This window comes from Hydrotalea sandarakina, from assembly GCF_003254115.1.
In the GTDB taxonomy this organism is placed as follows: domain Bacteria; phylum Bacteroidota; class Bacteroidia; order Chitinophagales; family Chitinophagaceae; genus Hydrotalea; species Hydrotalea sandarakina.
Genome location: NZ_QKZV01000006.1, coordinates 122,569 through 149,058 on the forward strand (window position 1 = coordinate 122,569; position 26,490 = coordinate 149,058).

The window sequence follows — 26,490 nt, forward strand, 5'->3', positions numbered from 1 at the left end:
ATGTTGAAATGAATGAATTATATTTGAAAATGAATATGCGTAATATGACTACAAAAATATTGATGATTTTTTGTTTGGCTGCCGTATTAATGAGTTGCTCGAAAAATAAATACACAACAAAACCACAACTTTTTTTAAAAAGTGTTAGTAGTACAGTTGTTGCAAAAGGACAACCATTAACTTTTAATATAGAATTTACTGATAAAGAAGGGGATGTACAAGATAGTATGTGGATACAAAAAGTATCAAAAGTGTGCCCCAATAGTCCATTAGCTAATTGGTCGCAAAATTTTCAGGTTCCTAATTTTCCTGCCACTAAAGATTTGAAAGGAAATTTTGAAATCAATTTTATCAATAATGTACTTAGTTCCGGGTATTATTATATTACAGGATGCGGCAATGCTCCGGACACTTGTTATTTTCGTTTTGTGCTAACCGATTTAGCAGGCCATTCGAGTGATACGCTTGTTTCGCCTAATATTGTACTTTTACCCTAATGCATTTAAAACATTACAGTAGTTTTGTTCGTGCCCTTTTTTTCGGCAATTACTTTTATGGTATTTGTGCAGTAGCTTTATCAATAGAATCTGCTTTTCAATTACAGGTAGCATTAAATCCACCGGCCTATTATATACTTATTTTTTCTGCAACCGTTGTTTATTATACAAAAGCTTATTTAACTGAAAATTTATCAGACGCCAATAACAAGCGTGCGGTGTGGTACGTTCAACATTACCGCTGGGTTTATATTTCACAAATAACACTGACAATAATAGCACTATTGTGTTTAATATTATTATTAAACAAAACCTGGCAAAACATTTTTCATACTTCCTTTATTGAATGGCTATTATGGTTTTCAGTACCTATTGTAGCAGGTTTGTATTACGGCATTGGATTTGCCAATCTTAAAAATTTTAATTTACGCAATACCGGTTGGCTAAAGCCATTTGTGATAGGTTTTGTTTGGGCAGGCACTATCACCATTTATCCCATTCTTTTTCAATCACTTATTCAGCCCATACATTTTCAAATAAATAGTTTTGAGGTACTGTTTTTTATTAAAAATTTCATGTACATTACTGTTTTATGTATTATGTTCGATATTAAAGATTATGCCACAGACTATAATCAACAACTTAAAACATTTGTGGTTCGGGTGGGTTTACGTAAAACAATATTCTATATTCTCATTCCATTGTGCATTATTGGTTTTGGCACTTTTTTATTTTATACCATTTCACATCATTTTAACGTAGCAAGAATTTTAATAAATGCCATTCCATTCATTTTAATTTTAGCTGTTGCCTACTCAATGCACCGAAGAAAAAATATTATGTACTATTTAATGATTATAGATGGTTTAATGCTGGTAAAAGCTTGCTGTGGAATTATTAGTACCTTAGTAACATTTTAAAACTTACCTACTATGTCAAAGAAAGAAAAAGAAAAAAAAGAGAAAGGAAAAAATCTGCTATCAGATGCGTCACTAAATTTTTTAAAAAATTACATTAATACCCCATCACCGGTTGGTTTTGAGAGTAGCGGGCAAAAAATTTGGCTCGATTATATTAAAAATTACACCGATACAACATTCACAGATCCTTACGGTACAGCTGTTGGTGTAATAAACCCGAATGAAGATTTTAAAGTTGTAATTGAAGCCCATGCCGATGAAATAAGTTGGTTTGTTAACTACATTACTGATCAAGGTTTAATTTATTTAAAAAGAAACGGCGGCGTTGACCATCAAATTGCCCCATCAATGCGTGTATTTATTCATGGCAAAAAAGGCCCTGTAAAAGCTGTGTTTGGATGGCCTGCTATTCATACCCGCAATGGCAGCAGCGATCAAAAAGAAACACAACCTAAAGTTGAAAACCTGTTTTTAGATTGTGGTGCCAGAAGCAAAAAAGAAGTGGAAGAGTTAGGTATTCATGTTGGAGCCGTTGTTACTTATGTTGATGGTTTTGATGAATTAGCCAATGACTATTACATAGGAAGAGCATTTGACAATAGAATTGGTGGTTTTATGATTGCCGAAGTAGCGCGATTAATAAAAGAAAATAAAATTAAACTTCCCTTTGGATTATACATAGTGAATGCAGTTCAAGAAGAAATAGGATTACGAGGCGCAGAAATGATTGCCAGAAGAATTAAACCGAATGTTGCCATCATTACTGATGTTACGCATGACACACAAACACCTATGATTAACAAAAACATTGAAGGTGATGTTGCTTGTGGTAAAGGCCCCTCACCAACTTATGGTCCGGCAGTACACACAAAACTATTGCATTTGGTTGAAGAAGTGGCTGCAGCCAATGACATACCGTTACAAATGCGTGCTGTTAGCAGAAGTACAGGCACTGATACCGATAGCTTTGCTTATGCCAATGATGGATGTCCGAGCGTATTAATATCTATGCCTCTGCGATACATGCACACAACGGTAGAAATGATACATAAAAAAGATATTGAATACACTATTCAATTAATATATAAAACATTATTGGCTTTAACACCTAAAACCAATTTAAGTTATTTTTAATAAAGCATGCCTAAACTCATTCATTCGGCAAACTGCTTTAAAATTCAGTAATTTTGCCGGATGAATGAAGTTTTAGATGAAAAACGCATTGCCATACTAGATTTATACAATGGTGAACCCAATGAAGGCATGCGGTGTATTAAAGATTTAGTGGCAGCCTGGGGTATTAAGCATAATACCAAAATAAACATGCAGGTTTTTAATGTACGCCAAAACAATGCCATTCCCAATTTAAATTTCGATGCTTATATTTCAAGTGGTGGCCCCGGTTCGCCATTAGAAAGTGAAGGAAGCGATTGGGATAATACTTATATACACTGGCTACGTTCTGTTGAACAATTTAATAACAATACACAAGAAAGGCATAAAAAGAAACATATACTTTTTATTTGCCATAGCTTTCAATTAGCTTGCCGCCATTATAAAGTTGGAACAGTATGTGAAAGAAAATCAACTTCTTTTGGCGTATTTCCGGTACATATGCTTCCTGAGGGTAAACACGAGCCAATATTCAATGGATTACATGACCCTTTTTATGCCGTTGACAGTCGCGACTTTCAGGTAATAAAACCTAATCATGAACAAATAAAAAAAATGGGGGGTGCATTTTTAGCCATCGAAAAAGAAAGACCACATGTTCCTTATGAAAGAGCCCTAATGGCTGTTCGCTTTAATGATTGTTTTGTAGGAACTCAATTTCATCCAGAAGCCGATGCAGTAGGTATGCAAATGTATCTGCAACGTGCCGACAAAAAGAAAGCGGTAATTGATGAACATGGTGAGGCTAAATGGGAAAGCATGGTGGCACAACTACAAGATCCTGATAAAATTATGTACACCTATAATCACATCATTCCCAACTTTCTAAGCTTCGCATTAAAAAACCATTAATAAAACTTTTATTGAATAGGTATTGGCAATATACTAATAGATAGAATGAATATACAAGTTATTCAACCCTTGAATAACTTTGTGATACCAAATTATCATTAGCATGATTCCAACTATTCGCGAGGCGTATAATAAAGCTTTTAATGAAGCATATTATGCTGATTTTTTAAACCAATTAAACAGCAAACACCCCGGTGCTATTGATTTTAGAGTAGCGGAAACTCCCATTTTTATTCCTGCTGATTTTACAAAAAAAATGTTGGACACATGCGATTATATTATTGATAAAATAACCGATCCCAATTTTAAGCAATTAACGCATAATGCTATTCCCAAACAATTGCACGTTCCTAATGAAACAAATTACAGTGCATTTATAGCATTCGACTTTGGCATTTGCATCAATGAAAAAGGTGAAATTGAACCGCAACTCATTGAAATGCAGGGATTTCCTTCTTTGTTTGCTTTTCAACTGTGGTATGATGAAGTATTTCGTTCGCTGTATGATTTACCAAAAAATTTATCGCCTTTTTTAAATGGATATGATAAGGAAAAATACTTAGCATTACTTCGTAATATTATAGTTGGTAACACTCCCGTTGAAAATGTAATACTTTTAGAACTATTTCCGCATGAACAAAAAACAAGAATAGATTTTTATTGCACAACTGATTATTTACAGATTAATACAGTATGTCTTACAGAATTAATAAATGAAAATGGCCACTTATTTTATATTAGAAATGGGAAGAAAACACCGGTACTAAAAATTTATAATAGAATTATTTTTGACGAATTATTACAGCAAACCCCTACCGTTATAGAAAAAGCCAATCAAATATTTTTCAACAATGTTCATGCAGAATGGATACCGCATCCTAACTGGTTTTATAGAATTAGTAAATACACACTGCCTTTTTTGAAACACCCAAACATTCCTGAAACAAAATTTTTAAGCAATATGAGCAGCTTACCTACTGATTTAAATAATTATGTAGTGAAGCCTATTTTTTCATTTGCAGGGCAAGGCGTATTAATTGATGTTACAAAAGAGAACATTGCTGCCATCTCTGACCCGGAAAATTGGATTATTCAACGCAAGGTAAATTATGCTGCCGTAATAGAAACGCCCAACTCGCCGGCAAAAGCGGAAATAAGGCTATTCTACTTTTGGGATGAAGGTTGGAACAAACCAAAGGCAGTAATGAATTTAGCACGATTAAGTAAAGGTAAAATGATTGGTACACGTTATAATAAAGATCTTGATTGGGTGGGCGGAACGATGGCATATTTTGAACAATAACATTTTTATGTTATAAAAATTAAAAAGATGAAAAAACAATATTTACTCCTACTGTTTTGCATTGGTTTAATTAGGATTGGATTAGCACAAGATAATTATGAAATTCAAGTGTATGGCTCACAAACACAACCTAAAAATTCAACCATGTTTGAATTACATAGCAACTTTACATTTGAAGGCGAGCGTGCAGTTGTTGACGGTGTGCGCCCCTCCTACCATGCAGAACATGAAACATTAGAAATAACAAATGGCATTACCGATAATTTTGAATTAGGCTTTTATTTATTTACCAATTACACAGCAGGGTATGGTTATCAAATAATTGGTTCACACATACGTCCCAGAATTATGGCACCCTTAAGTTGGCATTTACCGGTTGGATTAAGCTTATCTACTGAATTTGGATACCAAAGTAAATATTATTCACCTGATACATGGACCATTGAAATTAGACCCATTATAGATAAACAATGGAATAATTTGTATGTATCATTTAATCCAACAATGGGCATTGCATTAAAAGGAATTGACCAACACCAAGCCCCTGACTTTGAACCCAACTTAAAAGTTGCCTACCAATTTTTCAAAAATACAGACTTGGGTTTTGAATACTATGGTTCTGTTGGCCCCATTAATAACTTTGAACAATTACCACAAGAAAATCATGCTATTTTCTTAGCTTACGATTTAGAAAACAATCCTAAATGGGAAGTAAATATTGGACCGGGATGGGGTTTAACACAAGCCACAGATCGTTTTATATTTAAAGTTCTAATTGGCAGAAAAATTAAATGGGGTGAAAGAAGGCATTCCTAAGGTAAATAATTTGCTGTAGCAAATAAAATACTGGAATGCCGATTTTTTACTAATCTTCCATTTTGTTTTTTAATTTTCCCATTAATGCATATGCATTACCACCCGCCAACTGAACATTTAACCAATTAATGTTATTATTAGGCATAAGTTCAACGTAACCATTTTCACTAATACCTGTTTTAACAGGAACTAATACATAGGTTTGTTTTTGTTGTTGAACAAACACATATTCCATTCCATTATATCGCACTACTGCACTTTCAGGAACTACAATAGCATTATGACTGGTAACATTGAAAACACCTGTTAAAAACATACCCGGCAATAATTGATGGTTAGATTGTTCAAAATGACAATGCAGCAAACCGGTTCTGTTATCGTTTATATTTTTAGTTACTAAAATTACCTCTACATCATATTTTTTTGAAGTATCACTAGTTAAAAAAACTTTACCCGATATCCCTTTCTGAAACATATCAATATCATGTTCAAAAACAGTCATAGCTGCATGAATGTCATTTGGATTCACTAATTCAAATATCACATCTGAAGGATTAACATATCGTCCAATATTAATATTCACCTTGGTAACATAACCATTAATCGGCGATAAAATGGGTACGGTTTTAGAAATATTTTGCGTACTTAATTGTTCCGGATTAATATTAATCATTTTCAATTTTTCAGCAATAGCTTTTAAAGTAGCCAACTGAACATTGTATTCTGAAGATGTTTGCTGATAAGCCTTTTTACTGGTTGCATCCTGTTCACTCAGTTCTTTTTGACGTTGTAAATCAGTTTCTAAGTAAGCAAGCTTAGCTTTTGCTACCAAATAATCCTGCTGCAATTGAACATAGCTTTGATCTTCCATTAAAGCAATAACTTCACCTTTATGTACACTTGTACCCGGCAACAAATGTGTACTTTTTAAATAACCACCCAAAGGCATACTAACAGAAACCATACTTTGAGGTGGCACATCTACCACACCATTAATCGTAACAGTTTTATGCATTAATTTCTGAACCGGCTTTACTATTTGAATACCTGCATTACGATACTGAGTATCATTTAATACCACTACGGTATCTGCAAAAGTTTGATCAGATTTTTGTTCTGTGTTTGTGCTAGGACTTTTACAGGCAACAAAAAAAGCAATAGAAAATAAAATATAATTAAATTTATTCATAAAATAAATTTTAATAAATTAAGTAATGAATTTCAGAAACAGCCATTTGTGTGTTATACAACGCACTTAAATATTCATTTTTTAATGTAATGGCTTGAGCTAACAATGTGCTCCACTCTATATAGCTAATAGCCCCCGTTTTATATTGTAAAGATGCTGTACTCAATAAAACCTCTGCTTGCTTTAAGCCACGATTTTGGTAATATTCAACTGCTGATAAATGTTTGTAATAGAGTTGCAAATACTTTTGAAGGGTAGTTTGTAATTGGCTTTGAACTGTTGTTGTTACTGCTTTAGCAGTAGCTTCATTCACCATAGCTGCTTCAATTCGAGCATGCTGGGCCTTAGCAAAAATAGGAATACCAATACCTATTGAATAAGAGGAAAATCGCGAGGCAGCATTATAATAATTCTCCACCCTATCCTTGGTTAGTTGCCATCCAACAATGGATTGATTATTGTATCCAATCATAAGATCAGGCAGCAATTTGGCTTTTTCAACTTTGGTTTGCATATTTGCCTGCTTTTGCTGCATTAATGCAACCTGAATAGCAGGGTGATTCAAAATCTTACTACTATCAATTAAAATTTTTTCAGGCATTAAAATATCAGCCGGCTCAATAAGCAAAGGTTGTTGAATAAACAACTGCAATTGAAGTTGCGTAGATAATATATCGGAATTAATTTGCTTTAAATTGAGTACAATTTGATCTGCTGTATTTTCTAATGCAGTTTTTTCCAACAAATTGCTTTCTCCCTTTTCATATCGAAGGGTAGCAATGTTTTTATAATAGCTGTAAATACTATCTAATTTTTGTAACAAATACTTTTGCTCAGTTTGAAACTGCAATGTTATGTACAATTGTTCTACCATTTTTTTAATATCCACCACTTGCAAATTGGTTTGTGCTTCTGCAATGGAAGTATTGGCTGCCAATAACTTTTTCATTGAGGCGTAATAACCCGGCAATGAAAAATTTTGCATAATCATAAAGCGTGTATCAAAAAACATGCTGTTATAGTTTCCCATTTCGGCATTGAATTGCGTTTTGGGTAACTCAGCAGCTGTGCGCTCCATAATTTTTTGATATTGTTGATTCAGCGTGGCTACTTTTAATGATGGTGCATTCTTTATTGCAATAGCCAAAACCTCATTCAAAGTAGCTTTTTGGTTAATTGGCTGTGCATACAAACTTGTTACACTGCTCATTGCAAGCACAATAAGTATAGATAACAATTTATTAGTTTTTGTTTTCTTCATGTTTACCTTTTTTGTTTCAAACAGTAAATACAACGAGGGTAATACCAATAAGGTTAATAAGGTTGCAGTAATTAAACCGCCAATAACAACGGTAGCCAAAGGCCTTTGTACTTCTGCACCTGCACCTGTACTAATAGCCATTGGCAAAAACCCTAATGAAGCAACGGAAGCAGTCATTAAAACCGGGCGGAGTCGCACTTGCGTTGCCTGAATAATGATTTGAATTGTTGATTTTATACCGCTTAATTTCAAACGATTCATTTCACCTATTAGTACAATCCCGTTTAATACAGCTACTCCAAATAATGCAATGAAACCTACACCGGCAGAAATACTAAAAGGCATGCCGCGCAAATACAATGCAAACACACCGCCAATAGCAGATAAGGGAATAGCAGAAAAGATTAATAAAGCATATTTTACATTTTGAAAGGCAAAATATAACATTAATAAAATTAACAATAATGCAACCGGTACAGCAATACTTAACCGTTGGGTTGCACGTTGCAAGTTTTCATATTGACCGCCATATGTAACATAGTAACCGGGCGGTAATTTTAATTGATTACCAACTTTATTTTGTAATTCATTCACAATACTTTCAACATCACGCCCTCTAACATTAAATCCTACTGTAATTCTACGATGTGCATCCTCTCTCTGTATTTGGTAGGGCCCATCTTTTATTTCAATATTGGCTAAATTACTTAAAGGAATTTGCTGTCCGCCAGCAACACCAATTTGTAAGTTATTAATGTTTTGAATGCTTTCGCGTTGCTGTTGATTTAAACGAATGACCAAATCATATCTTTTATCGCCTTCAAATACCAAACCGGCAATAGCACCGGCATAAGCAGCTTGCACTGCAGCATTAATATCACTAATATTTGCACCATATTTGGCAATAGCGTTTCTATTGTATTGAATAACTATCTGAGGAACTCCGGTAACAGTTTCTACGTACAAATCACGTGCCCCCTTTACCGACTGAATGATATTACCAAGCGTAGTTGCAAAATGAGCCAGAGAATCTAAATCATCGCCAAAAATTTTGCAAACCACATCTTGTCTTGCACCTGTCATTAACTCATTGAACCGCATTTGAACAGGAAATTGGAAACCGGTTGCAACGCCAGGTACTTGTTCTAACGCCTTACTCATTTTTTCTGCTAACTCATCAAATGAGTGAGCACTGGTCCATTTTGATTTATCTTTTAAAATCACCATCATGTCAGCAGCTTCAACAGGCATAGGATCAGTAGGAATTTCGCCAGAGCCAATTTTAGTTACTACTTTCTCTACCTCCGGAAATTGATGCAACAATACCCCTGCAGTTTTTTCGGTAGTGGCAATAGTATTGGTTAATGAAGATCCTGTTAATAAGCGAGTATCTACGGCAAAGTCGCCTTCTTCTAATTTAGGAATGAACTCACCACCCAATGTGCTTAACAACCATATACATACAATAAATACAAGGAAACTAACCGCAACAATTGTTTTTGGAATTTTCAAAACTTTTATTAAAACCGGTTTATACCATTTTTGTAAACGGTTCATCATTCTATCAGAAAAATTTGCTTCATGGTTTACCTTCCTACTTAATACTAATGAAGCCATCATTGGAACATAGGTTAATGAAAGAATAAATGCACCCAGAATGGCAAAAGAAACTGTTTCAGCCATTGGTTTAAACATTTTACCTTCAATGCCTTGTAAACTTAAAATAGGCAGATAAACAATCAGTATAATAATTTGACCAAAGGCTGCTGAATTCATCATTTTACCTGCAGCATTTTCTACTTCAGCATTCATTTGCTGTTTACTCAACTTAACAACATTTGAGTACTTATGTGTATGCACTATTTTGTGCATTACTGCTTCAACAATAATTACGGCCCCATCTACCAGTAATCCAAAATCAAGTGCACCTAAGCTCATTAAATTGCCGCTTACCCCAAAAAAATTCATCATTACAACGGCAAACAGCATACTTAAGGGTATAACAGAAGCTACAACAAGGCCTGAACGTAGGTTTCCTAAAAAAACAATTAAAACAAATAATACAATTATTGCCCCTTCCATTAAATTTTTCTGTACTGTTCCAATGGCATTATTAACCATTTTAGTTCTGTCTAAAAAAGGGTCAATGACTATTCCTTCGGGTAACGATTTTTCAATTTCTTTAATGCGTTTTTTTATATTTCCAATTACCTGATTACTGTTACCCCCTTTTAGCATCATAACAACTGCACCTGCTACTTCGCTTTTATCGTTATAAACAGTTGCACCATATCTAATTGCTGTTCCATATCGAACATCGGCTACATCGCTTATTAATACGGGTATCCCATTATCGGTTTGCTTTACAACAATATTTTTAATATCGTTCAATGACTGCACCAACCCTTCTGTTCGAATAAACAAAACATTTGGCCCCTTTTCAATATAGGCACCGCCTGTGTTTTGGTTATTCGAATTCATTGCTTTAAAAACATCGGCAATGGTTAATTGAAAACTTTTCAGTTTATCGGTGTTTATAGCAACCTCATACTGTTTTAGTTTTCCTCCAAAACTACTTACATCGGCAACCCCTTCAGTACCTAATAATTGTCGCCTAACAATCCAATCTTGAATATCACGCAAATCGGCTAAGGAATATTTTCCTTCATAACCTGCCTTGTGCCTTACAACATATTGAAATACTTCACCCAAACCTGTTGTTACCGGACCTAATTCCGGCGTTCCAATTCCGGGTGGTATGATAGATTGAACTTTAACCAGCCGTTCACTAATTTGTTGCCGTGCCCAATAAATATCTGTATTGTCATCAAATACAATTGTTACTAAACTTAAACCAAACCTCGAAAAACTGCGTTGTTCAGTTATTCCCGGAACATTTCGCGTAGCCTGCTCAATAGGTACTGTAATGAGTCGTTCCACATCGGGAGCGCCTAAACTTGGGGCTGTGGTAATAATTAAAACCTGATTATTAGTAATATCGGGAACGGCATCAATTGGTAATTTGGTAAGTGAATATGTGCCATATCCTACCCATGCCAATAATAATATTCCAATAATCAGTTTGTTCCGAACTGAAAATTGAATAATTGCGTTTAGCATAATTAATACATTAAAAACATACACCTATAAGCATAAGGTATGCTGAAAATTGAAAAAATAAAATAAATAATTAATACAAGTTTTTTACAAAATATGTACTAATAAGAAATAGAAGCATTATGAATTATGCAAGACGCGGAGGTTGGAATATATCGTGCAGAAAGGTAAAAGAATATACTTGTTGGGTTTCTATACTAAAAGTTTTCTGTGAGTAAGGTATTACAAGCACTTGAACGGAAATGGGCTTGGAAGGCATACTCACAAAACCAAACATGAAAGCATTGGCAGATTGCTGTGTTTTAAAGGGTAATTGCTGGTCTTGCTGCCAGTCATCATCAATAATTAATTTCTTATTGTAATGTAATTTTAAAAAAGATAGGAATGAAATTTCCGGATTTTCACTACGATGTTGGAGATAATGCTCCACCAACAATGGCAACTTCAGTAACTGATATGCCTCAGTTGACCCAAATAAAAAAATACAAAATAATGCTATGGTTGCCATTTTTTTCATAACCACAGATATTAATGCAAATTACATTTTTTGTTTGAATTATGCGTAAAAAAAATTGTTCCCTGTCATGTTTAATTAGTGAGCAAGGAACAATTAATTAAATAGAATATTAATGTGTAGATTTAGAAGAAAAATTTTCGTTCTTTTTAAATTTGAATTGTACATTTTTATCCTTCAACCAATCAATTAACTTAACAAAATTTACAAATATGAATATGAGCCCCAATGGTATTCCAATAACATAATCCCAAATACCTGCAGCATTTTCTGCAATTAGTGACCAGAAATAGAATACAGAAACAGGCAATAAAAACACTATACTGGTAACCATGCCCGGATTATATTTTGTTTTAGCTTTTATATTGTAATAAAAGGTATGCATAATAAAATTTCCGAATAGAAATAACATTACTGCAATACCCAACCATACGGCAGATACAGAAAAGAAACCCGCTATAATAAAGGTTGTCCATTGCACCAACACATCCATAATAAATGCACCGTTCGGATTTAATGGATAGCTGTCGGGTAATTTACTTTTATACAAAACTTTATTAATCATTTGAGGGAAATAACCGGGCCAGTGATATTCTTCAAACTGATGCAATAACAATGAGGCAAAACCAACCCAAATGGCTAATGTAACATTCGAAATTTTGTTAATTTCCATGAAAATGCCTTTCAAAACCACAACAGATAAAACTGCCCCTACATCAAACCACTTTTTTCTTAAAAATTCTAACATAACAAAAAATTTAGGGGTGAAAAAAAATTGTTAACTATGTTATATGTTTTCAATAACCGTACCAGCTTGACTATCAATATATTTTTCATCGCCTGAAAGCCTTACCCACAAGTAATTACATAGGATAATTAAAATAAAATTAAAATGCATGAAAAGAAAAAAACACCAATATTTGAAAAATATACTTCAGGAAAATTGTCGAAATCCGAGTATAATATATAAAAAATTGATGGTACTAACAAAAATTAAAAGAGAAGCGTATATATAAATTAGTTCACGAAATTCCACCAAACGCCAAATCGAAACCAAAGCGGACGTTCGGGATACAATGGAGTAATAAAGTTGTATTTGTCGAAAGTAAAGCCTTTGGCTGGATTGATGGTATTTAAATTTTCAAGTTGTAGAAAGCCTTTAAATCCTTTTATTCTAAAATTAAAGAATAAATTAACATCAGGTCTATTGCTGGTTGTATAGGATGTTTGATAAAAAAATTGACCGATAAATGGTGAATAATTATCTGCCTCAAAGTTAGTGTAATATCTTACTTCAATACCGGTTGATAAAAATAAATTGGTATAAAAATTACCTTCAAATGCCAGTCTGTTTCTGGTAAGTATAAAAGGCACATGAATAGGAGCATTGCCGGTAACTTGTTGTACATGCAATTCACTGTACCAATTCCAATATTTAGATAACTTAAATTTCTTTTCGGCGCTTAAGTGAATGAAATTAAATAAATTTTTATACTGTGTTGCAACAAAAAAACTGTCGAAATAAGTATAATTCGTCATTAAATAATAATCACCATTCAAGGTTAATGACAATTTAGGATTAAAATATATGGCCGATAAATGTGTTGTATTTTCTTTGGCAAAATTTTGTTTATCGCTAACAGGAAAAGCAGTATTTGGATTGAAAATAAAAGAAGGTGTTCGATTTGTATTTTGAAAGCCGAGTGTTAAGAAACCCAAACGTTTACTTAATTGTCTTTGTAAGCTTATAAAAGCATGATAATCGCCACTGTTATATCCATTTAAAAACAATTTACCGGAAGCTTCCACATCCCATTTTTGGTTACGCGTACGATTACGATACTCGCCCATTAAATATATGTTATGGTAATTTTGGGTGCGGCTATTTAATGTATCGGTAAATGTGCCTTTGAACCATTGAATACCGGCACCGGCTTTAAAAAATTGACTTTGATTATTCTTATCAGGAAAAGTTATAATAGCAAATTCATTTGTTAAGTTTGTCCATGCATCTTTAAAACTAATTGTGTCGAGAATGGTATTAAAATTAAAATACTTTTGATATTGCGAGTCTATTACATTGTTATCGTAATAATTGTAATTGTAAGTATTTAGAATAACGTTTTGTTGTAATCGTAATCGGGCATAAAACAATTTATAGGTAACGGAATCGGTAACCAATGAATCTTTTTTGCCAAAATCATATTGTTGTCGAAATAAAAAGGTGCTTTGTTTATAAACATTACCCGTATTAACTGTTGTACTAAATGGATTGGGATTAGCTACACCGGCAACTCCGAGACGTGTTTCTAATTCATAGGGATTGTTTAAAGCCAGGCTATCTATTCTAGTTGGATCCTTCAAGCCACCATTTTCTGAAGAAGCATTTTTGTTGGAAAGAAAAATAAAATAATTTTCATATCGCTTATTGGGGGATTGATAGTGTGTTGTAAAACGTAAATTATTATTGCTGGCATTTTGATTTTTAAAAGTACCCGGGGCATTAGAGAATCTATATTCGAAAGAAAAATTGAAATTACTTTTTCTGTTTTGGGTATGCATGAAATCGAGCAGTTGCTCGGCTTTATTTCCAATTAAGTAAGCTATTTCTGTATAGGGACGCGTAGTTTGAAATATTTTGGTATTTTCTAATGTAAAATTATAAATATCAAATTGATGAAAGCCTGCATCCCATCCGGATTGCATAATGGGTGTAAATAATAATGAATGCGAAGCTGTTCCAAAATTACCTAACGTATAATAATAATAAGGCTGTGGAAAACGACGCGTAAAATCGTTTAAGGAAGAATCAATTTTACGAATTTTAGTAGAATCGAAATGACGGTAAAAAATGGTAATAGAATCGGCATATCTATCCCTATGCTGCAGTGAATCTTGCTTAGGTTGGTTGGGAATAGGCCTGCCATTTCTATCATAAGAGACATTACCGGATGAAGCTCCTGCACCGCTAAACCTTCCCGATTGGCCATATTGTTGTTGTGCAGCAGCCTGTTTTACCAGGCTAATGAAACATAAGCTTAAGATAATACAAACTGCTGCCAATCGGTTCATGCTAATAAAATGAAGTGCAAATTAACGCTAAAGCTTTAAATGAACAGTTGAATTAAAGGGTAGCACTACTAAATTTGTTGTATTAGCTCAATGAATAATGTGCTTAATTTAGGTTCAGCGGCCTTTGCTGCTTCCAATACTTCTTCATGAGTAATTACATTTTCTTCATGTCTAATGCCCAAATCGGTGACCACACTAACAGCAAAAACTTTCATACCGGCATGAACGGCAGCAATTGTTTCTTGCACTGTACTCATTCCAACAACATCACTACCTACAGTTTTAATCAATTGATATTCGGCCCGTGTTTCAAAAGTTGGTCCTGTAACTGCTGTGTAAACCCCTTCATGCAAGTCAATATTATTTTCCTTAGCAATATGAATAGCTTTTTCAATGAGTTTTTTGCAATAAGGTTCACTCATATCGGGGAAACGAGTGCCTAATGTTTCTTCATTAGGCCCAATTAAAGGATTGGCGGTAAAAAAACTGATATGATCTTTTAATACCATTAAATCACCCACTTTATAATCGGGGTTTACGGCACCAGCGGCATTCGACAATAACAATGTTTCTATGCCCAACATGCGCATAACTCTTACCGGGAAAACTACTTGTTGAGGTGTATATCCTTCATAATAGTGAAACCTACCCGACATTACTAAAACAGGCTTGTTTTTTAATTTACCTACAATTAATTTTCCACCATGACCTTTTACCGTACTGGTAGGAAAATGAGGTATTTGTGTATATGGTATTTCTTTTTCAACTTCTACTAAATTGGCCAAATTACCTAAACCACTACCCAATACAATACCCACTTTAGCCGTAATTTGAACTTGAGATTGTATGTATTGAACTGTTTCGTTTAATTGCTCCATCAATCTTTGATTACTCATGATTATACTTTTAAAATTAATATAATGTTTTATTGTTTTTTTCCTGCCAGGCTTTAAACATATGTAAAGCCTCATCACGGCCAACACATTCCATTACCAATTTGCGCATATGAATGGGTTGAGCAATTTCATCATAAATGAAAGAATCATCAAACCCAATGGCAGCCGCATCTTCACGTGTATTGGCATAATACACTTTTTTAGGTCTGGCCCAATAAATGGCGCCCATACACATGGGGCAAGGCTCACAGGTGGTATAAATTTCACAGTCGGTTAATTGAAAACTGTTTAATTTAGAACAAGCTTCGCGAATAGCTGTAACTTCTGCATGAGCAGTAGGGTCATTTAACAACAACACTTTGTTATAACCTCTGGCAATAACTTCACCGTTTTTAACTATCACGCAACCAAAGGGACCGCCATGATTGGCATTCATGCCTTCTAAACCAGCTTTTATGGCTTCGCGCATCAATTCTAATTCATTCATGGTGCAATTGTTTAGAATTTGCAAGGATATTACTTATTTTTTAATGACGGAAAAAAAGTGGATAAAACAACAGCAGCTTTTCCCCAAAAGGATAAAGCTGCTGCAATAAAATGGTGTTTTGATTTAATTTATCAGATATTTTCTTTAGGCAAATTATTCATTTCGTCTAAGTGCCTTTGAAGCAAAGCTGCTTTAGCTTTTTTTCCGTAAGCAATTTTGGCAATTAGTACAAACAACACGGGCACAATGAAAATGGCCAATAAGGTTGCTGCCAACATACCCCCCAACACAGTAAATCCTATGGTAGAACGAGCTATGGCGCCTGCTCCGGTTGCAAATGCAAGGGGAAGTACACCCAAGATAAACGCCAAGGAAGTCATTAAAATGGGGCGTAACCTTAATTTTACTGCTTCAAGTGTGGCCGGAACAATATCCATACCATTATCTACCCTTTCTTTTGCAAATTCAACAATTAAAATGGCGTTTTTAGCTGCCAAACCAATTAAGGTAACCAATCCAATTTGGGCATAAACGTTATTATCTAACCTTGGAATAAATGTTAATGCCAAAATAGCTCCAAATGCTCCAATAGGAACCGCTAAAAGTACGGAGAATGGAATACTCCAACTTTCGTATAAAGCGGCTAGAAACAAGAATACAAACAATACAGATAACCCAAAAATATAGATGGTACTGTTACCGGCATTGATTTCTTCACGACTAAGCCCTGAAAACTCATATCCATAACCGGCAGGTAATACCTCAGCAGCTACTTCACGCAATGCCTGAATGGCTTGACCACTACTATAACCTTCTTTAGGGGTGCCGTTAATTTCAGCTGTACGGAATAAATTGTAATGCGAAATTAATGGTGCACTTTCAGTCAATTGATAAGTAATGAGCGTGCTTAGTGGCAGTAATGTTCCTGCTTGATTTTTCACGTAATACTGTTGCAAATCTTTAATATCGCCTCTATACAATGAATCGGCTTGCGCAACTACGTGAAAGTTGCGGCCATAAATCGTAAAATCATTTACATAACGACTACCTAAGAACGTTTGCAATGTATTATAAACATCAGCAATAGATACGCCCAGTTTTTTACATTTTTCTCTATCAACATCTACCTTATAACCCGGTGTACGAGCAGTAAAAAAGCTAAAAGCACGTGCAATTTCAGGCCGTTTATTGGCTGCCATTACAAAGCTTTGTACAACCTTTTCAAAAGTTTTAATATCGTCGGTACTTTCGCGCTGTTCCAGTTCAAAGGTAAAACCGGCAGTTTGTCCCAAACCGGGTATGGCAGGTGGTTGTATTACAACAACATTTGCTTCTTTAATAACGGCAAAGCGTTGCTGTAATGTAGCAATAATGTTTTTTATTTGTTGTGCTTTATCTGTACGTTGATCCCAAGGTTTTAACTGACAAAAAATTGTACCACTATTCGACTTAGTAGCAAAGGTTACAACGTTTAACCCGCCTAATGCAGCAAAGTGCCCTACGCCGGGTACTTCTTTTAAAATACCCATCATACGATTTAAAACATCTAAGCTTCGAGTTGTTGAACTGGCTTCAGGCAATTCATAAGTTATATAAATACGTCCTTCATCTTCCGTAGGAATAAAACCGGTGGGTTTATTCTTAAATAACAATACAGTACCAACATATATACATACTAAAATTACAATGGCATAGGGTGCTGCTTTTATTACTTTTCTTACACCAATGGTATACTTTGCTGTTGTTCTTCTAAACCACTCATTAAAACGATAAAAGAATTGATTAATACCGTGCGATTGTTTGTTCAATGCCATTGGCTTTAACATTAATGAACAAAGTGCAGGTGTTAATGATAAAGCCACAAAGGCGGAAATTAAAACCGAAATAGCAATGGTAATGGCAAATTGCTGATACAACCTACCTACAATTCCCGGAATGAATCCTACAGGGATAAATACAGCAGCTAATATTAGTGCAATGGCAACAACCGGACCGGAAATATCTTTCATAGCATGTTCCGTTGCTGCTTTAGGCGATAGACCTTGATCTATATAATGCTGCACTGCTTCTACCACCACAATAGCATCATCTACCACAATACCAATAGCCAACACAAATCCGAACATGGTTAGGGTGTTAATTGTGAACCCGAGTGGTACAAATAAAGCAAACGTACCGATAATAGATACAGGAATGGCTAATACAGGAATTAGTGTAGCTCGCCAACTTTGAAGAAATAAAAACACCACCAACGTAACTAAAATCAATGCTTCAATTAAAGTTTTTACTACCTCATCAATAGACACCTTAACTACTGATACAGATTCAAATGGCACGGTATAATCAATATCTTTTGGAAATGATTTCTTTAACTGATTCATTGCATCATAAACACCTTGTGCTGTTTCTAATGCGTTGCTGCCGGGTGCTTGATAAACTAATAAATAAGATGCTCTTTTTCCATCAACAAATGAGTTGCTGGCATAGCTAAATTTTCCTAATTGAATACGAGCAACATCTTTCAAGTATACCAAAGAACCATCTGAAGGTTTACTGCGAACAATAATGTGTGCAAACTGATCTTCTGTTGTTAAACGACTATTGGTAAAAACATTGTACTCAAAAGCCTGGTCATTACTTTGTGGTGGTGCACCAACTGAGCCGGCAGCAATTTGCAAGTTTTGATCTTGTAATGCATTTAAAACATCGGTAGTTGTTAAACCCAGTTGCGCCATTTTATCCGGCTGCAACCAAATACGCATGCTAAAATCATCTGCACGAGTAAAAATATCACCAACACCTTTTACCCTTAGCAAGGCATCGCGTACAAAAATATTGGTATAGTTATCAACGAATGTTACATTGTGTGAGCCATTGGGTGAATACATGGCCACCAACATTAATATGCTTGGATTACGTTTACGCGTTGTTAATCCCAAGCGCTTTACATCATCGGGCAATTGGGGTGTGGCAATACCTACCCTATTTTGTACATCTAATGCGCCAATATCTACATTGGCTCCTACGTTGTAAACCACATTGATGGTAGTTCTACCATCGCTGGTACTATTGCTTTGTAAATAAGCCATACCGGGTGTACCATTTACCTGCGTTTCAATAGGTGTAGTAACCGTTTGCTCTACGGTTTGTGCATCGGCACCATTAAATGTTCCTGTAATTTGAACTGTGGCAGGGGTAATATCAGGATACTGACTAATGGGCAAATTCATAATAGCCAGCACACCTAATAAAACAATAACTACTGAAATAACTATAGCTGTAACCGGACGTTTTATAAAAGTACTTGCGATCATAATAAAGTTCTAAAAATTTAATTAATGTGCTTTAGCCGGTGAAAGTTGAATTTTTGCTCCATCTTTCAATTTTTGTACACCATCAGTAACTATTACATCACCATCATTTAAACCCGACTTCACCACAATTTTATCGTTAATAGGTTGCCCTAGCATTACCTTTTGTTCTGATACCGTATTATTATTTTTTACAACAAAAACAAAATATTCGCCCATTTGCTCAACCACAGCTTTATATGGAATAAGCATGAACTGCTCTTTTGCATTATTATTTTTTACTCGAACATTACAACTCATGCCGGGCTTCAACAAATTGTTATTATTGGGGAAAATATAACGAATGCGGATGGTACTGGTTTGTGGGTCAACAGCACGGTCAATAAAACTAATTTGACCCGGATAAGGGTAAATGGTTTTATCGTTAAAAGTTAGGGTAAACATTGAATCAGCAGCCGGTGCAGGATTATTTTTTAAATTGGTAAATTTTGGAATTAAACTTTGGTCAACTGCAATATCAACTGCCATGGGATTATCGGATGATAAAGTATTAAGTAAAGTTTGATTAGCAGAAATTAATGCACCCATTTTAACCTGTGAAATGCCTATGGTTCCATCAAATGGTGCATACAAGACAGAAAATTTTAAATCTGTTGCAGCTCTGGCTACAGCAGCTTTTGCAGCAGCAACTTGCATTTTAGCTGCTTGTAAATCGGTAATAGCGTGATCAACCACCTGACGAGCAATAGCATCTTTCTTTAATAAATCTGTATAACGGTCTGCATCTTGTTGTGCTTTATCTAAATTTGCTTGAGCCACATTCATATTTGCTACGGCTTGATTATAAGCAGCTTGGTAAGTTTCATGGTCAATATCATATAATTTTTGACCTTTTGAAACATGTTGGCCATCATTAAAAAATATTCCCTTTACATAACCGGTAACCTGTGCACGCAATTCTATTTCGTTTAAAGCTGTAACGGTAGCAGGATAATAATCGAAGTAAACGGCAGTGCCTTTTTGTACCTGATAGGTATTTACTGCAACAGGTGGCGGCGCTTGTTGTTTGGGTTGATTTGAACAAGCAGCCATAAGTAAAGAGCCTATTACAAAAATGAAAATAAAATGAAAGGGTTTATACATATAATGAAATTTATATTTTTAATATTTAATTGTTCCTAATGCTTTTTCAACATCTATTTTACTTTCCAGTAATTGATACAGCGCATCATAGTAATTAAGTTGGGCAGTACGCAAATCACTTTCTGCAACAATTACATCCAAATAGGTTTTAATACCTGAGTTGTATTGTAATTGTATTGTTTCATACACATCATTTGCCAATACCAAATTATCCTTTAGTGCATTATAATTAGCCAAATTACCTTTATAGGCAGCCAAAGCATTGGCATATTCGGTATTCACCCTGTTCTTTAAAGCAACAACATCCCAACTTAATCTATCAAGCTGCAATTCAGCTTGTTTAATTTGATTCACTCTTTTATTTCCCTGGAATAAAGGCACTGAAAATTGTAACCCGATATTTGAGTTGCCTAAGTTTTGAGCATATAACTTTCCAAAATCGTTATTCAAATAGTTAAAATTATAAGTGCCATAAGCGGAAATAGTGGGAATGAACCCCCATTTATAATATTTTAAATTGGCTTGCTGTAATTTTTGTTGAGTAACTAATTGCTGATATTCAATTCTATTTTCAAAAAATACATTTACCGAAGTGTCAATAAATGCATCTTTTTCCATGGTAGTAGTATCATAACTTAAATGCAAATTGGCTGAGTCGGGGTAGCCCATCAATTCCTTTAAATAAACAAACTTTGCCTTTACCAAATCATTTACTTGTTTTCTTTGAGCAATGGTATTGTTTAAAGAAATGGTTGCGCGTTTGTAATCTGTTTTATCAACAATTCCGGCTTCGTATTGATGGTAAGAATCTTGCACATTTTTTTGTAAACGGGCTATAGCCAGGTCTAAAACCTCAACTTGCTTCTCTGTTAGTAATACATCATAAAAAGCCTTACTAACATTAACGGTAACGTCAATTTTATTGCTGGTTGTATTTTGTTTTACTTGGGTTCGAACTTGATGTGCAGTTTGACTGGCTAATAAAGCATCACGATTAAAAATATTTTGATTTAAGCTTAAGCCTAAATTAGAAGCATTAGTTGTTCCATTTCTTACGTAATTACCGCCAAAATAAAATGCCGGCAATTGAAAATTATGTTGAAGATAATAGCTGGCAGATAATTGAGGGTACCAATCGGCTAATTTAGTTTGAATGGTTTTTTCAACAATTTGCTCATCTAAAATAGATTGTTGAAGCAATGGTTGATGCTGCAAAGCATATTGCACACAGGCTTGTAGCGTTGCCTGAGCTAATGTATCGGTATTAGTAGTCTTTGTAGAATGCTGGGTATACCCAAATTGCACGGCAAACAAACCCAATACAGATAAAAATAATAATCTATTCATATATCTCTTTAATTGCGAATTGACAACTGACTTGCTTTTCAGAAAGGCAATTGATAATTTTACTTTATAAAAATTTAATGGAGAATTGGTGAAAGAATTGCAAAGTTAAAAGTTTAAACACCAAAAAAAGAAATAATTATTTGAACGGTTAGTTGATGATTATCAAAAAAAAACCGGCACCATTTGGTTGCCGGTTCAATAAGGCTTGAACAGATATTTTAAACTATTCTTTTAACATTAACTGCATTTAAACCTTTGCGACCTTCCTGTACATCGAATTCAACTTTATCGTTGGCTTCAATTTGGTCAATTAAACCATTTGCATGTACGAAAGTTTCTTTGTTTGAATCATCATGCTTGATAAATCCAAATCCTTTTTCTTCATTAAAGAACTTTACAGTTCCTGTGATTTTTGTACTCATTGTAAAAATTAAAAAAAATAAATAATGAGTGCAAGGTAGTCTTTAAATAGCTACCATCCTAATTAATTATTTTTTTAAAGCCAATTTTGGTTCAACTTTTACAAATAACAAACAAAAAAGCACCCAAGTTGCAAGCTCAGGTGCCTGTTATTTGTTAAATGACACTAAAATTATTGATGCAGTTGAATAACACCCACATTCACATTATTGTGACCGCTGATAGTTATATTATTAATGGTAGTATCCTTATAACCGTTTGATGTATTGACAAACATACTATAGGTGCCACTTGCCAAACCACGCACTTTAAACTGTCCGTTTTTGTTAGGCAACGCGTAGGCCGTATCGGTTCCGCTGTAAATACTTATGACCGGATACGCATTTTGCGGCAATACTGTCCCTGAAATACTACCGGTAGTTGGAACTGCAAAGAAGTGGAATACCGGTCTCAAATAAAATTGATTATTCCATTGAATAACAGAACGTGCTACATCAAAATCTAACCAAAGTTGAAATGAATTAGGTTGATATTCATCCCATTCACCTCCACGAAGTTGAATTAAAACATAATTATTGGTTCCCGGGAATAAATTAAGTGGATAAGTAACACTATCTTTTACTAATGAATTTTGAGTACCTAAACTAATTCTAATTAAACGAACCGTTCCGGCTTTAATGTTAGCTGAAGCAAGTAAAGTGTCAACACCATTACTTAAAGAAAGAATATCATAAACGCCTGGCTGAACATTTAAATTTTCCCAAATAAAGCTTCCTTCCGGGTGGCGAACTCTATCATTACAACCTACCTGATTCCAGTTAGTGGTGTCATTATTTCTTGTATTGGTCGAAGTATCAACCAACACCATAACGGAATCAATATCTAAATAAACATGATCAAAAAAACCAGGCCCATCCGTCATATACAAACTTACTTGCTGAGTTCCAGGGGGCACCTGCATGGAAGTACTTTTTGAACAAGCTACCCAAGTAAATACGGCTGATACAATCAGCACTGCAATTGCGATTTTGTTTTTCATTTCGGTAAAATTTTTAAAGTAAAAATCATTACATGGATATAGTTTAAATTTTATTTTCAAAAATTGAGCCATCATTTTTGTAATAGATAGTTACAAAAATTAATCGTTGCCTTTGTTGAATTAAAATGCAATTAAAACTTTTGACAAAAAATATGTTAATGAATTGATAATGCTCAAAAAGTTGATGAAAAGCTTTTATAAAAGCGGAATAATCAAAAAAATTCTTGCGGAGTTAAGGTGGAAAATGTAGTTTGCTTTATAAATTTTTATTTAAAATAATTTTAATATGAAAAATCTATTATTGAAAACGTTCTTTATTTTGATTTTAACCAGTACACTTAGCAATTGTCTAAAAGCACAAACAAATCAAAAAGGCAAAGAATTTTATTTAATTAAGGTATATCATTGCAACGCCAATGAACAAGTAAATGCTGTACTAGATTACTTAGAAAAAGCTTATTTGCCGGCCGCACATAAAATGGGTTTTAAACCCATTGGTGTTTTTACACGCTTTGATAATGATACTGCTACTGATAAAAGAGTTTATGTGTTTGTTCCATCACAAAATGTAGCATCCTTATTATTATTAGATGACGCCATTGTAAAAGATGCTAACGTTCAAACCAAAGGGAAAAATTATTTACAAGCTGCCTACAATCAGCCACCTTACAGGCGTATCGAAACAATTGTTTTAACTGCATTTAAAGACCATCCCTTATTTGCATTGCCCAAACTTACAGGTCCACTCACTGAACGCATATATGAATTAAGAAGTTATGAAGGATCTAATGAAACTTTTTATCACCAAAAAGTAAAAATGTTTAATGAAGGGGGTGAGATAAACATTTTTAAAAGACTAAATTTTAATGCAGTTTTTTATGCAGAAGTATTGAGCGGATGTCATATGCCCGACTTAATGTACATGACCACCTTTAATAATATGGCAGATAGAGATGCTCACTGGAAATTATTTGGTAATGATCCGGAATGGAAGAAGTTATCAGCAATGCCGGAATATGACCATACTGTTTCTACCGCCAATATATATTTGTTACATCCTGCTGCATTTTCTGATTTTTAATATTTTAATCACAATAAAAAAGGGCAGTTTTAAATGGCTGCCCTTTTATAATTCCCGTTATTTCAAATATTGGTGAAACCAATTTAAATACCGCTCTAATCTATCTACCTGATAAGAAGGCTTAACAATACCATGGTGTTGTCCCGGATAAATGACCAGCTCGGTAGGAACTCCAACTGACTTTAATGCTTGATACATTTGTTCTGCACCAATTGTAGGTACATTAAAATCTTTTTCACTGGCCATGAACAATGTGGGAGTTGTGATTTTATTCACATGAAAAAATGGATAAGATAATGCCATCCATTTTTCAGGATGCTCCCACGGTTTGCCCAATTCGGTTTCATATTGTGTAATATATTGGTCGAAACCATACATACTTAATTGTAAAGAACTACCTGCACCACTGGCTGCCGCTTTAAACCGGTTGTCGGTAGCAATGGTATAATTGGTTGATATTCCGCCATAGCTCCAACCACCAATACCCATTCTATTGCCATCAATTTTACCGGTTTTAATTAAATAATCAGCGGCACCAATAATATCCATTACTTCCTTATTTCCCCAATCGGCATAAATAGCTTTTATATACGCCAACCCACTACCGTTACTTCCTCTATAATTTACGCCAACCACTGCAAAATTGCCTGCTGCTAATACTTGACGTGTAAAATCAAAAGCATAATCATCTTGTGCCACCGGGCCACCATGTATATAAAAAATTGCAGGTAATTTATTATTGTTACTACCGGAAGGTGTAAATAAGATACATGGAACTTTGGTGCCATCTTTACTGGTTGAAGTAAATCCTTCTACCTTAGCCAAATTAACATATTGCATCCAATCATCATTCATATGCGACACTTGATGAAAAGTATTTCCTTCAATAACTGCTACTTCATAAGGATGATAGGGATCACTCCATAATGCCACCATTTGAGTATGATTATTACTCATATTCAATCTTTCCAAACAAAAAGTACCTTCAACTAATGGCTGTATTTTTTTTGTAGCCACTTCAACTTGGGCCAAATATTTCTTCCTGTCATCAGTAACCAAACAATAAATATATTTTCCATCGGCTGCCCATTGTTGATTCGATACCGGCCTATCCACTGCAGTAGTTAGCAAAACAGGTGTACCACCTTTAGCAGGAACGATGGCTAAAATATTTTGACCATACATGGTAAAAGGTAAATTACTGCTGGATTGCAAATAAGCAATGTAATTCCCATCGGGGCTCCATATAGGCCTCACATCGCTACCTGCCCAAGTAGTAAGTTGCAGAGGTTGTGCATTTTTTTCGGCATTCATTACCCATATGTCCGTATTGTCATTTTTGTCAGGATCAGTAGTATGGTTACTTACAAATGCAATTTTTTTACCATCGGGGCTCCATGCCGGCATGGTTTCATCAAAATTACCTGAGGTTAGTGTGTCTAATTTTTCGGTAGCCACATCTAACACATACAAATGTGTATGTCTGTTATCTAAATAACCTGATTGATCATCTTTAAAATGATAGCGATTAATAACGTAAGGTTTTCTGGTTTTTGTAGCTGCAGTATCTGAATAATCAGGATCCTGCATGCTAATTAAAATTTTTTTCCCATCGGGGCTCCAAGCATATTCTTCTAAATCTCCTTTTAAATGGCTTATTTGCTTGGCTTCACCACCACGTCTATCCAATAACCAAATTTGCGATTGCGTGTTCCCCATTCTTGAAGAAATGAATGATAGATATTTTCCATCAGGGCTCCATCTTGGCATTGTTTCCGCATCAGGGGTATTTGTCAATTGCACAGTTTGATGGCCATCCCAACTAACCATCCAAATATCTGTATTACGTTTGTCTTTTGCACTATCAGCCTTGCTAACGGTGTAGGCTATCCATTTCCCTTCAGGCGATACTTGAGGATCACCCACATTAATCAGTTTATAAACATCGTTGGGCAACAAATTCCTATTCATAGGCCCTTGCGCCAACACAAAACAATTTGCACCCAACATAAGTGCTACAGATAACATCCATTTTTTCATGCAACTATTTTT

Annotated in this window: 20 protein-coding genes; 7 read left to right on the top strand and 13 right to left on the bottom strand. The window is 34.6% G+C overall.

What is annotated here, in order from left to right; genetic code table 11:
- The first annotated feature begins 8 nt into the window (after positions 1-8).
- The 6 genes from LX80_RS10150 (at position 9) to LX80_RS10175 (ending at position 5,561) form a co-directional block, all read left to right on the top strand.
- Positions 9-497: a hypothetical protein gene (locus tag LX80_RS10150; RefSeq protein WP_146250469.1), complete on the top strand. Its 489-nt coding sequence runs from the start codon at positions 9-11 to the stop codon at positions 495-497.
- Positions 497-1,417 carry a UbiA prenyltransferase family protein gene (locus LX80_RS10155; protein WP_111295968.1) on the top strand — a complete coding sequence of 307 codons (921 nt, stop codon included), beginning with the start codon at positions 497-499 and terminating at the stop codon, positions 1,415-1,417. The genes LX80_RS10150 and LX80_RS10155 overlap by 1 nt, the downstream gene beginning before the upstream one ends.
- 12 nt (positions 1,418-1,429) lie before the next feature.
- Complete coding sequence (locus LX80_RS10160; RefSeq protein ID WP_111295971.1) at positions 1,430-2,551, top strand: M42 family metallopeptidase; 1,122 nt, start codon at positions 1,430-1,432, stop codon at positions 2,549-2,551.
- Between the two features lie 60 nt (positions 2,552-2,611).
- Entirely contained in the window at positions 2,612-3,442 is an 831-nt protein-coding gene (locus LX80_RS10165; protein WP_111295974.1) for a type 1 glutamine amidotransferase, read from the top strand.
- 103 nt (positions 3,443-3,545) lie between these two features.
- The gene (locus tag LX80_RS10170; protein ID WP_111295977.1) at positions 3,546-4,745 is read left to right on the top strand and encodes a hypothetical protein; all 1,200 of its coding nucleotides are present in this window, start codon (positions 3,546-3,548) and stop codon (positions 4,743-4,745) included.
- Positions 4,746-4,772: 27 nt separating this feature from the next.
- On the top strand, positions 4,773-5,561 hold the full coding sequence (locus LX80_RS10175; RefSeq protein ID WP_111295980.1) for a hypothetical protein: 789 nt from the start codon (positions 4,773-4,775) through the stop codon (positions 5,559-5,561).
- A 49-nt stretch (positions 5,562-5,610) separates the two neighbouring features.
- Here LX80_RS10175 and LX80_RS10180 read toward each other — a convergent pair whose 3' ends face one another.
- The 12 genes from LX80_RS10180 to LX80_RS10235 form a co-directional block, all read right to left on the bottom strand.
- A complete protein-coding gene (locus LX80_RS10180; RefSeq protein ID WP_111295982.1) occupies positions 5,611-6,750 on the bottom strand; it encodes an efflux RND transporter periplasmic adaptor subunit in 1,140 nt (379 codons plus the stop codon).
- 10 nt (positions 6,751-6,760) lie between these two features.
- Positions 6,761-11,131 (bottom strand): CusA/CzcA family heavy metal efflux RND transporter, encoded by a 4,371-nt coding sequence (locus LX80_RS10185; protein WP_111296223.1) that lies wholly within the window; start codon positions 11,129-11,131, stop codon positions 6,761-6,763.
- Positions 11,132-11,255: 124 nt separating this feature from the next.
- Positions 11,256-11,645 (bottom strand): hypothetical protein, encoded by a 390-nt coding sequence (locus tag LX80_RS10190; RefSeq protein WP_111295985.1) that lies wholly within the window; start codon positions 11,643-11,645, stop codon positions 11,256-11,258.
- Between the two features lie 109 nt (positions 11,646-11,754).
- Positions 11,755-12,390: an HXXEE domain-containing protein gene (locus LX80_RS10195; protein WP_111295987.1), complete on the bottom strand. Its 636-nt coding sequence runs from the start codon at positions 12,388-12,390 to the stop codon at positions 11,755-11,757.
- 269 nt (positions 12,391-12,659) lie between these two features.
- The gene (locus LX80_RS10200; protein ID WP_111295990.1) at positions 12,660-14,714 is read right to left on the bottom strand and encodes a putative porin; all 2,055 of its coding nucleotides are present in this window, start codon (positions 14,712-14,714) and stop codon (positions 12,660-12,662) included.
- 68 nt (positions 14,715-14,782) lie between these two features.
- Positions 14,783-15,610 (bottom strand): purine-nucleoside phosphorylase, encoded by an 828-nt coding sequence (locus tag LX80_RS10205; RefSeq protein WP_111295992.1) that lies wholly within the window; start codon positions 15,608-15,610, stop codon positions 14,783-14,785.
- A 16-nt stretch (positions 15,611-15,626) separates the two neighbouring features.
- Positions 15,627-16,097 carry a nucleoside deaminase gene (locus LX80_RS10210; RefSeq protein WP_170120438.1) on the bottom strand — a complete coding sequence of 157 codons (471 nt, stop codon included), beginning with the start codon at positions 16,095-16,097 and terminating at the stop codon, positions 15,627-15,629.
- Between the two features lie 131 nt (positions 16,098-16,228).
- Positions 16,229-19,411, bottom strand: coding sequence for an efflux RND transporter permease subunit (locus LX80_RS10215; protein ID WP_111295995.1), 3,183 nt, complete (start codon positions 19,409-19,411; stop codon positions 16,229-16,231).
- 21 nt (positions 19,412-19,432) lie between these two features.
- Positions 19,433-20,551: an efflux RND transporter periplasmic adaptor subunit gene (locus tag LX80_RS10220; RefSeq protein WP_111295998.1), complete on the bottom strand. Its 1,119-nt coding sequence runs from the start codon at positions 20,549-20,551 to the stop codon at positions 19,433-19,435.
- 18 nt (positions 20,552-20,569) lie between these two features.
- Positions 20,570-21,898 (bottom strand): TolC family protein, encoded by a 1,329-nt coding sequence (locus tag LX80_RS10225; protein WP_111296001.1) that lies wholly within the window; start codon positions 21,896-21,898, stop codon positions 20,570-20,572.
- A gap of 218 nt (positions 21,899-22,116) precedes the next feature.
- Positions 22,117-22,320: a cold-shock protein gene (locus LX80_RS10230; protein WP_111296003.1), complete on the bottom strand. Its 204-nt coding sequence runs from the start codon at positions 22,318-22,320 to the stop codon at positions 22,117-22,119.
- Between the two features lie 170 nt (positions 22,321-22,490).
- Positions 22,491-23,357 (bottom strand): DUF4382 domain-containing protein, encoded by an 867-nt coding sequence (locus LX80_RS10235; protein ID WP_170120439.1) that lies wholly within the window; start codon positions 23,355-23,357, stop codon positions 22,491-22,493.
- 286 nt (positions 23,358-23,643) lie between these two features.
- Here LX80_RS10235 and LX80_RS10240 point away from each other — a divergent pair, with 286 nt between their 5' ends.
- On the top strand, positions 23,644-24,438 hold the full coding sequence (locus tag LX80_RS10240; protein ID WP_111296009.1) for an NIPSNAP family protein: 795 nt from the start codon (positions 23,644-23,646) through the stop codon (positions 24,436-24,438).
- 57 nt (positions 24,439-24,495) lie between these two features.
- Here the strand turns inward: LX80_RS10240 and LX80_RS10245 are convergent, their stop codons facing one another.
- Entirely contained in the window at positions 24,496-26,478 is a 1,983-nt protein-coding gene (locus tag LX80_RS10245; protein WP_111296011.1) for a S9 family peptidase, read from the bottom strand.
- Between the last annotated feature and the right edge of the window lie 12 nt (positions 26,479-26,490).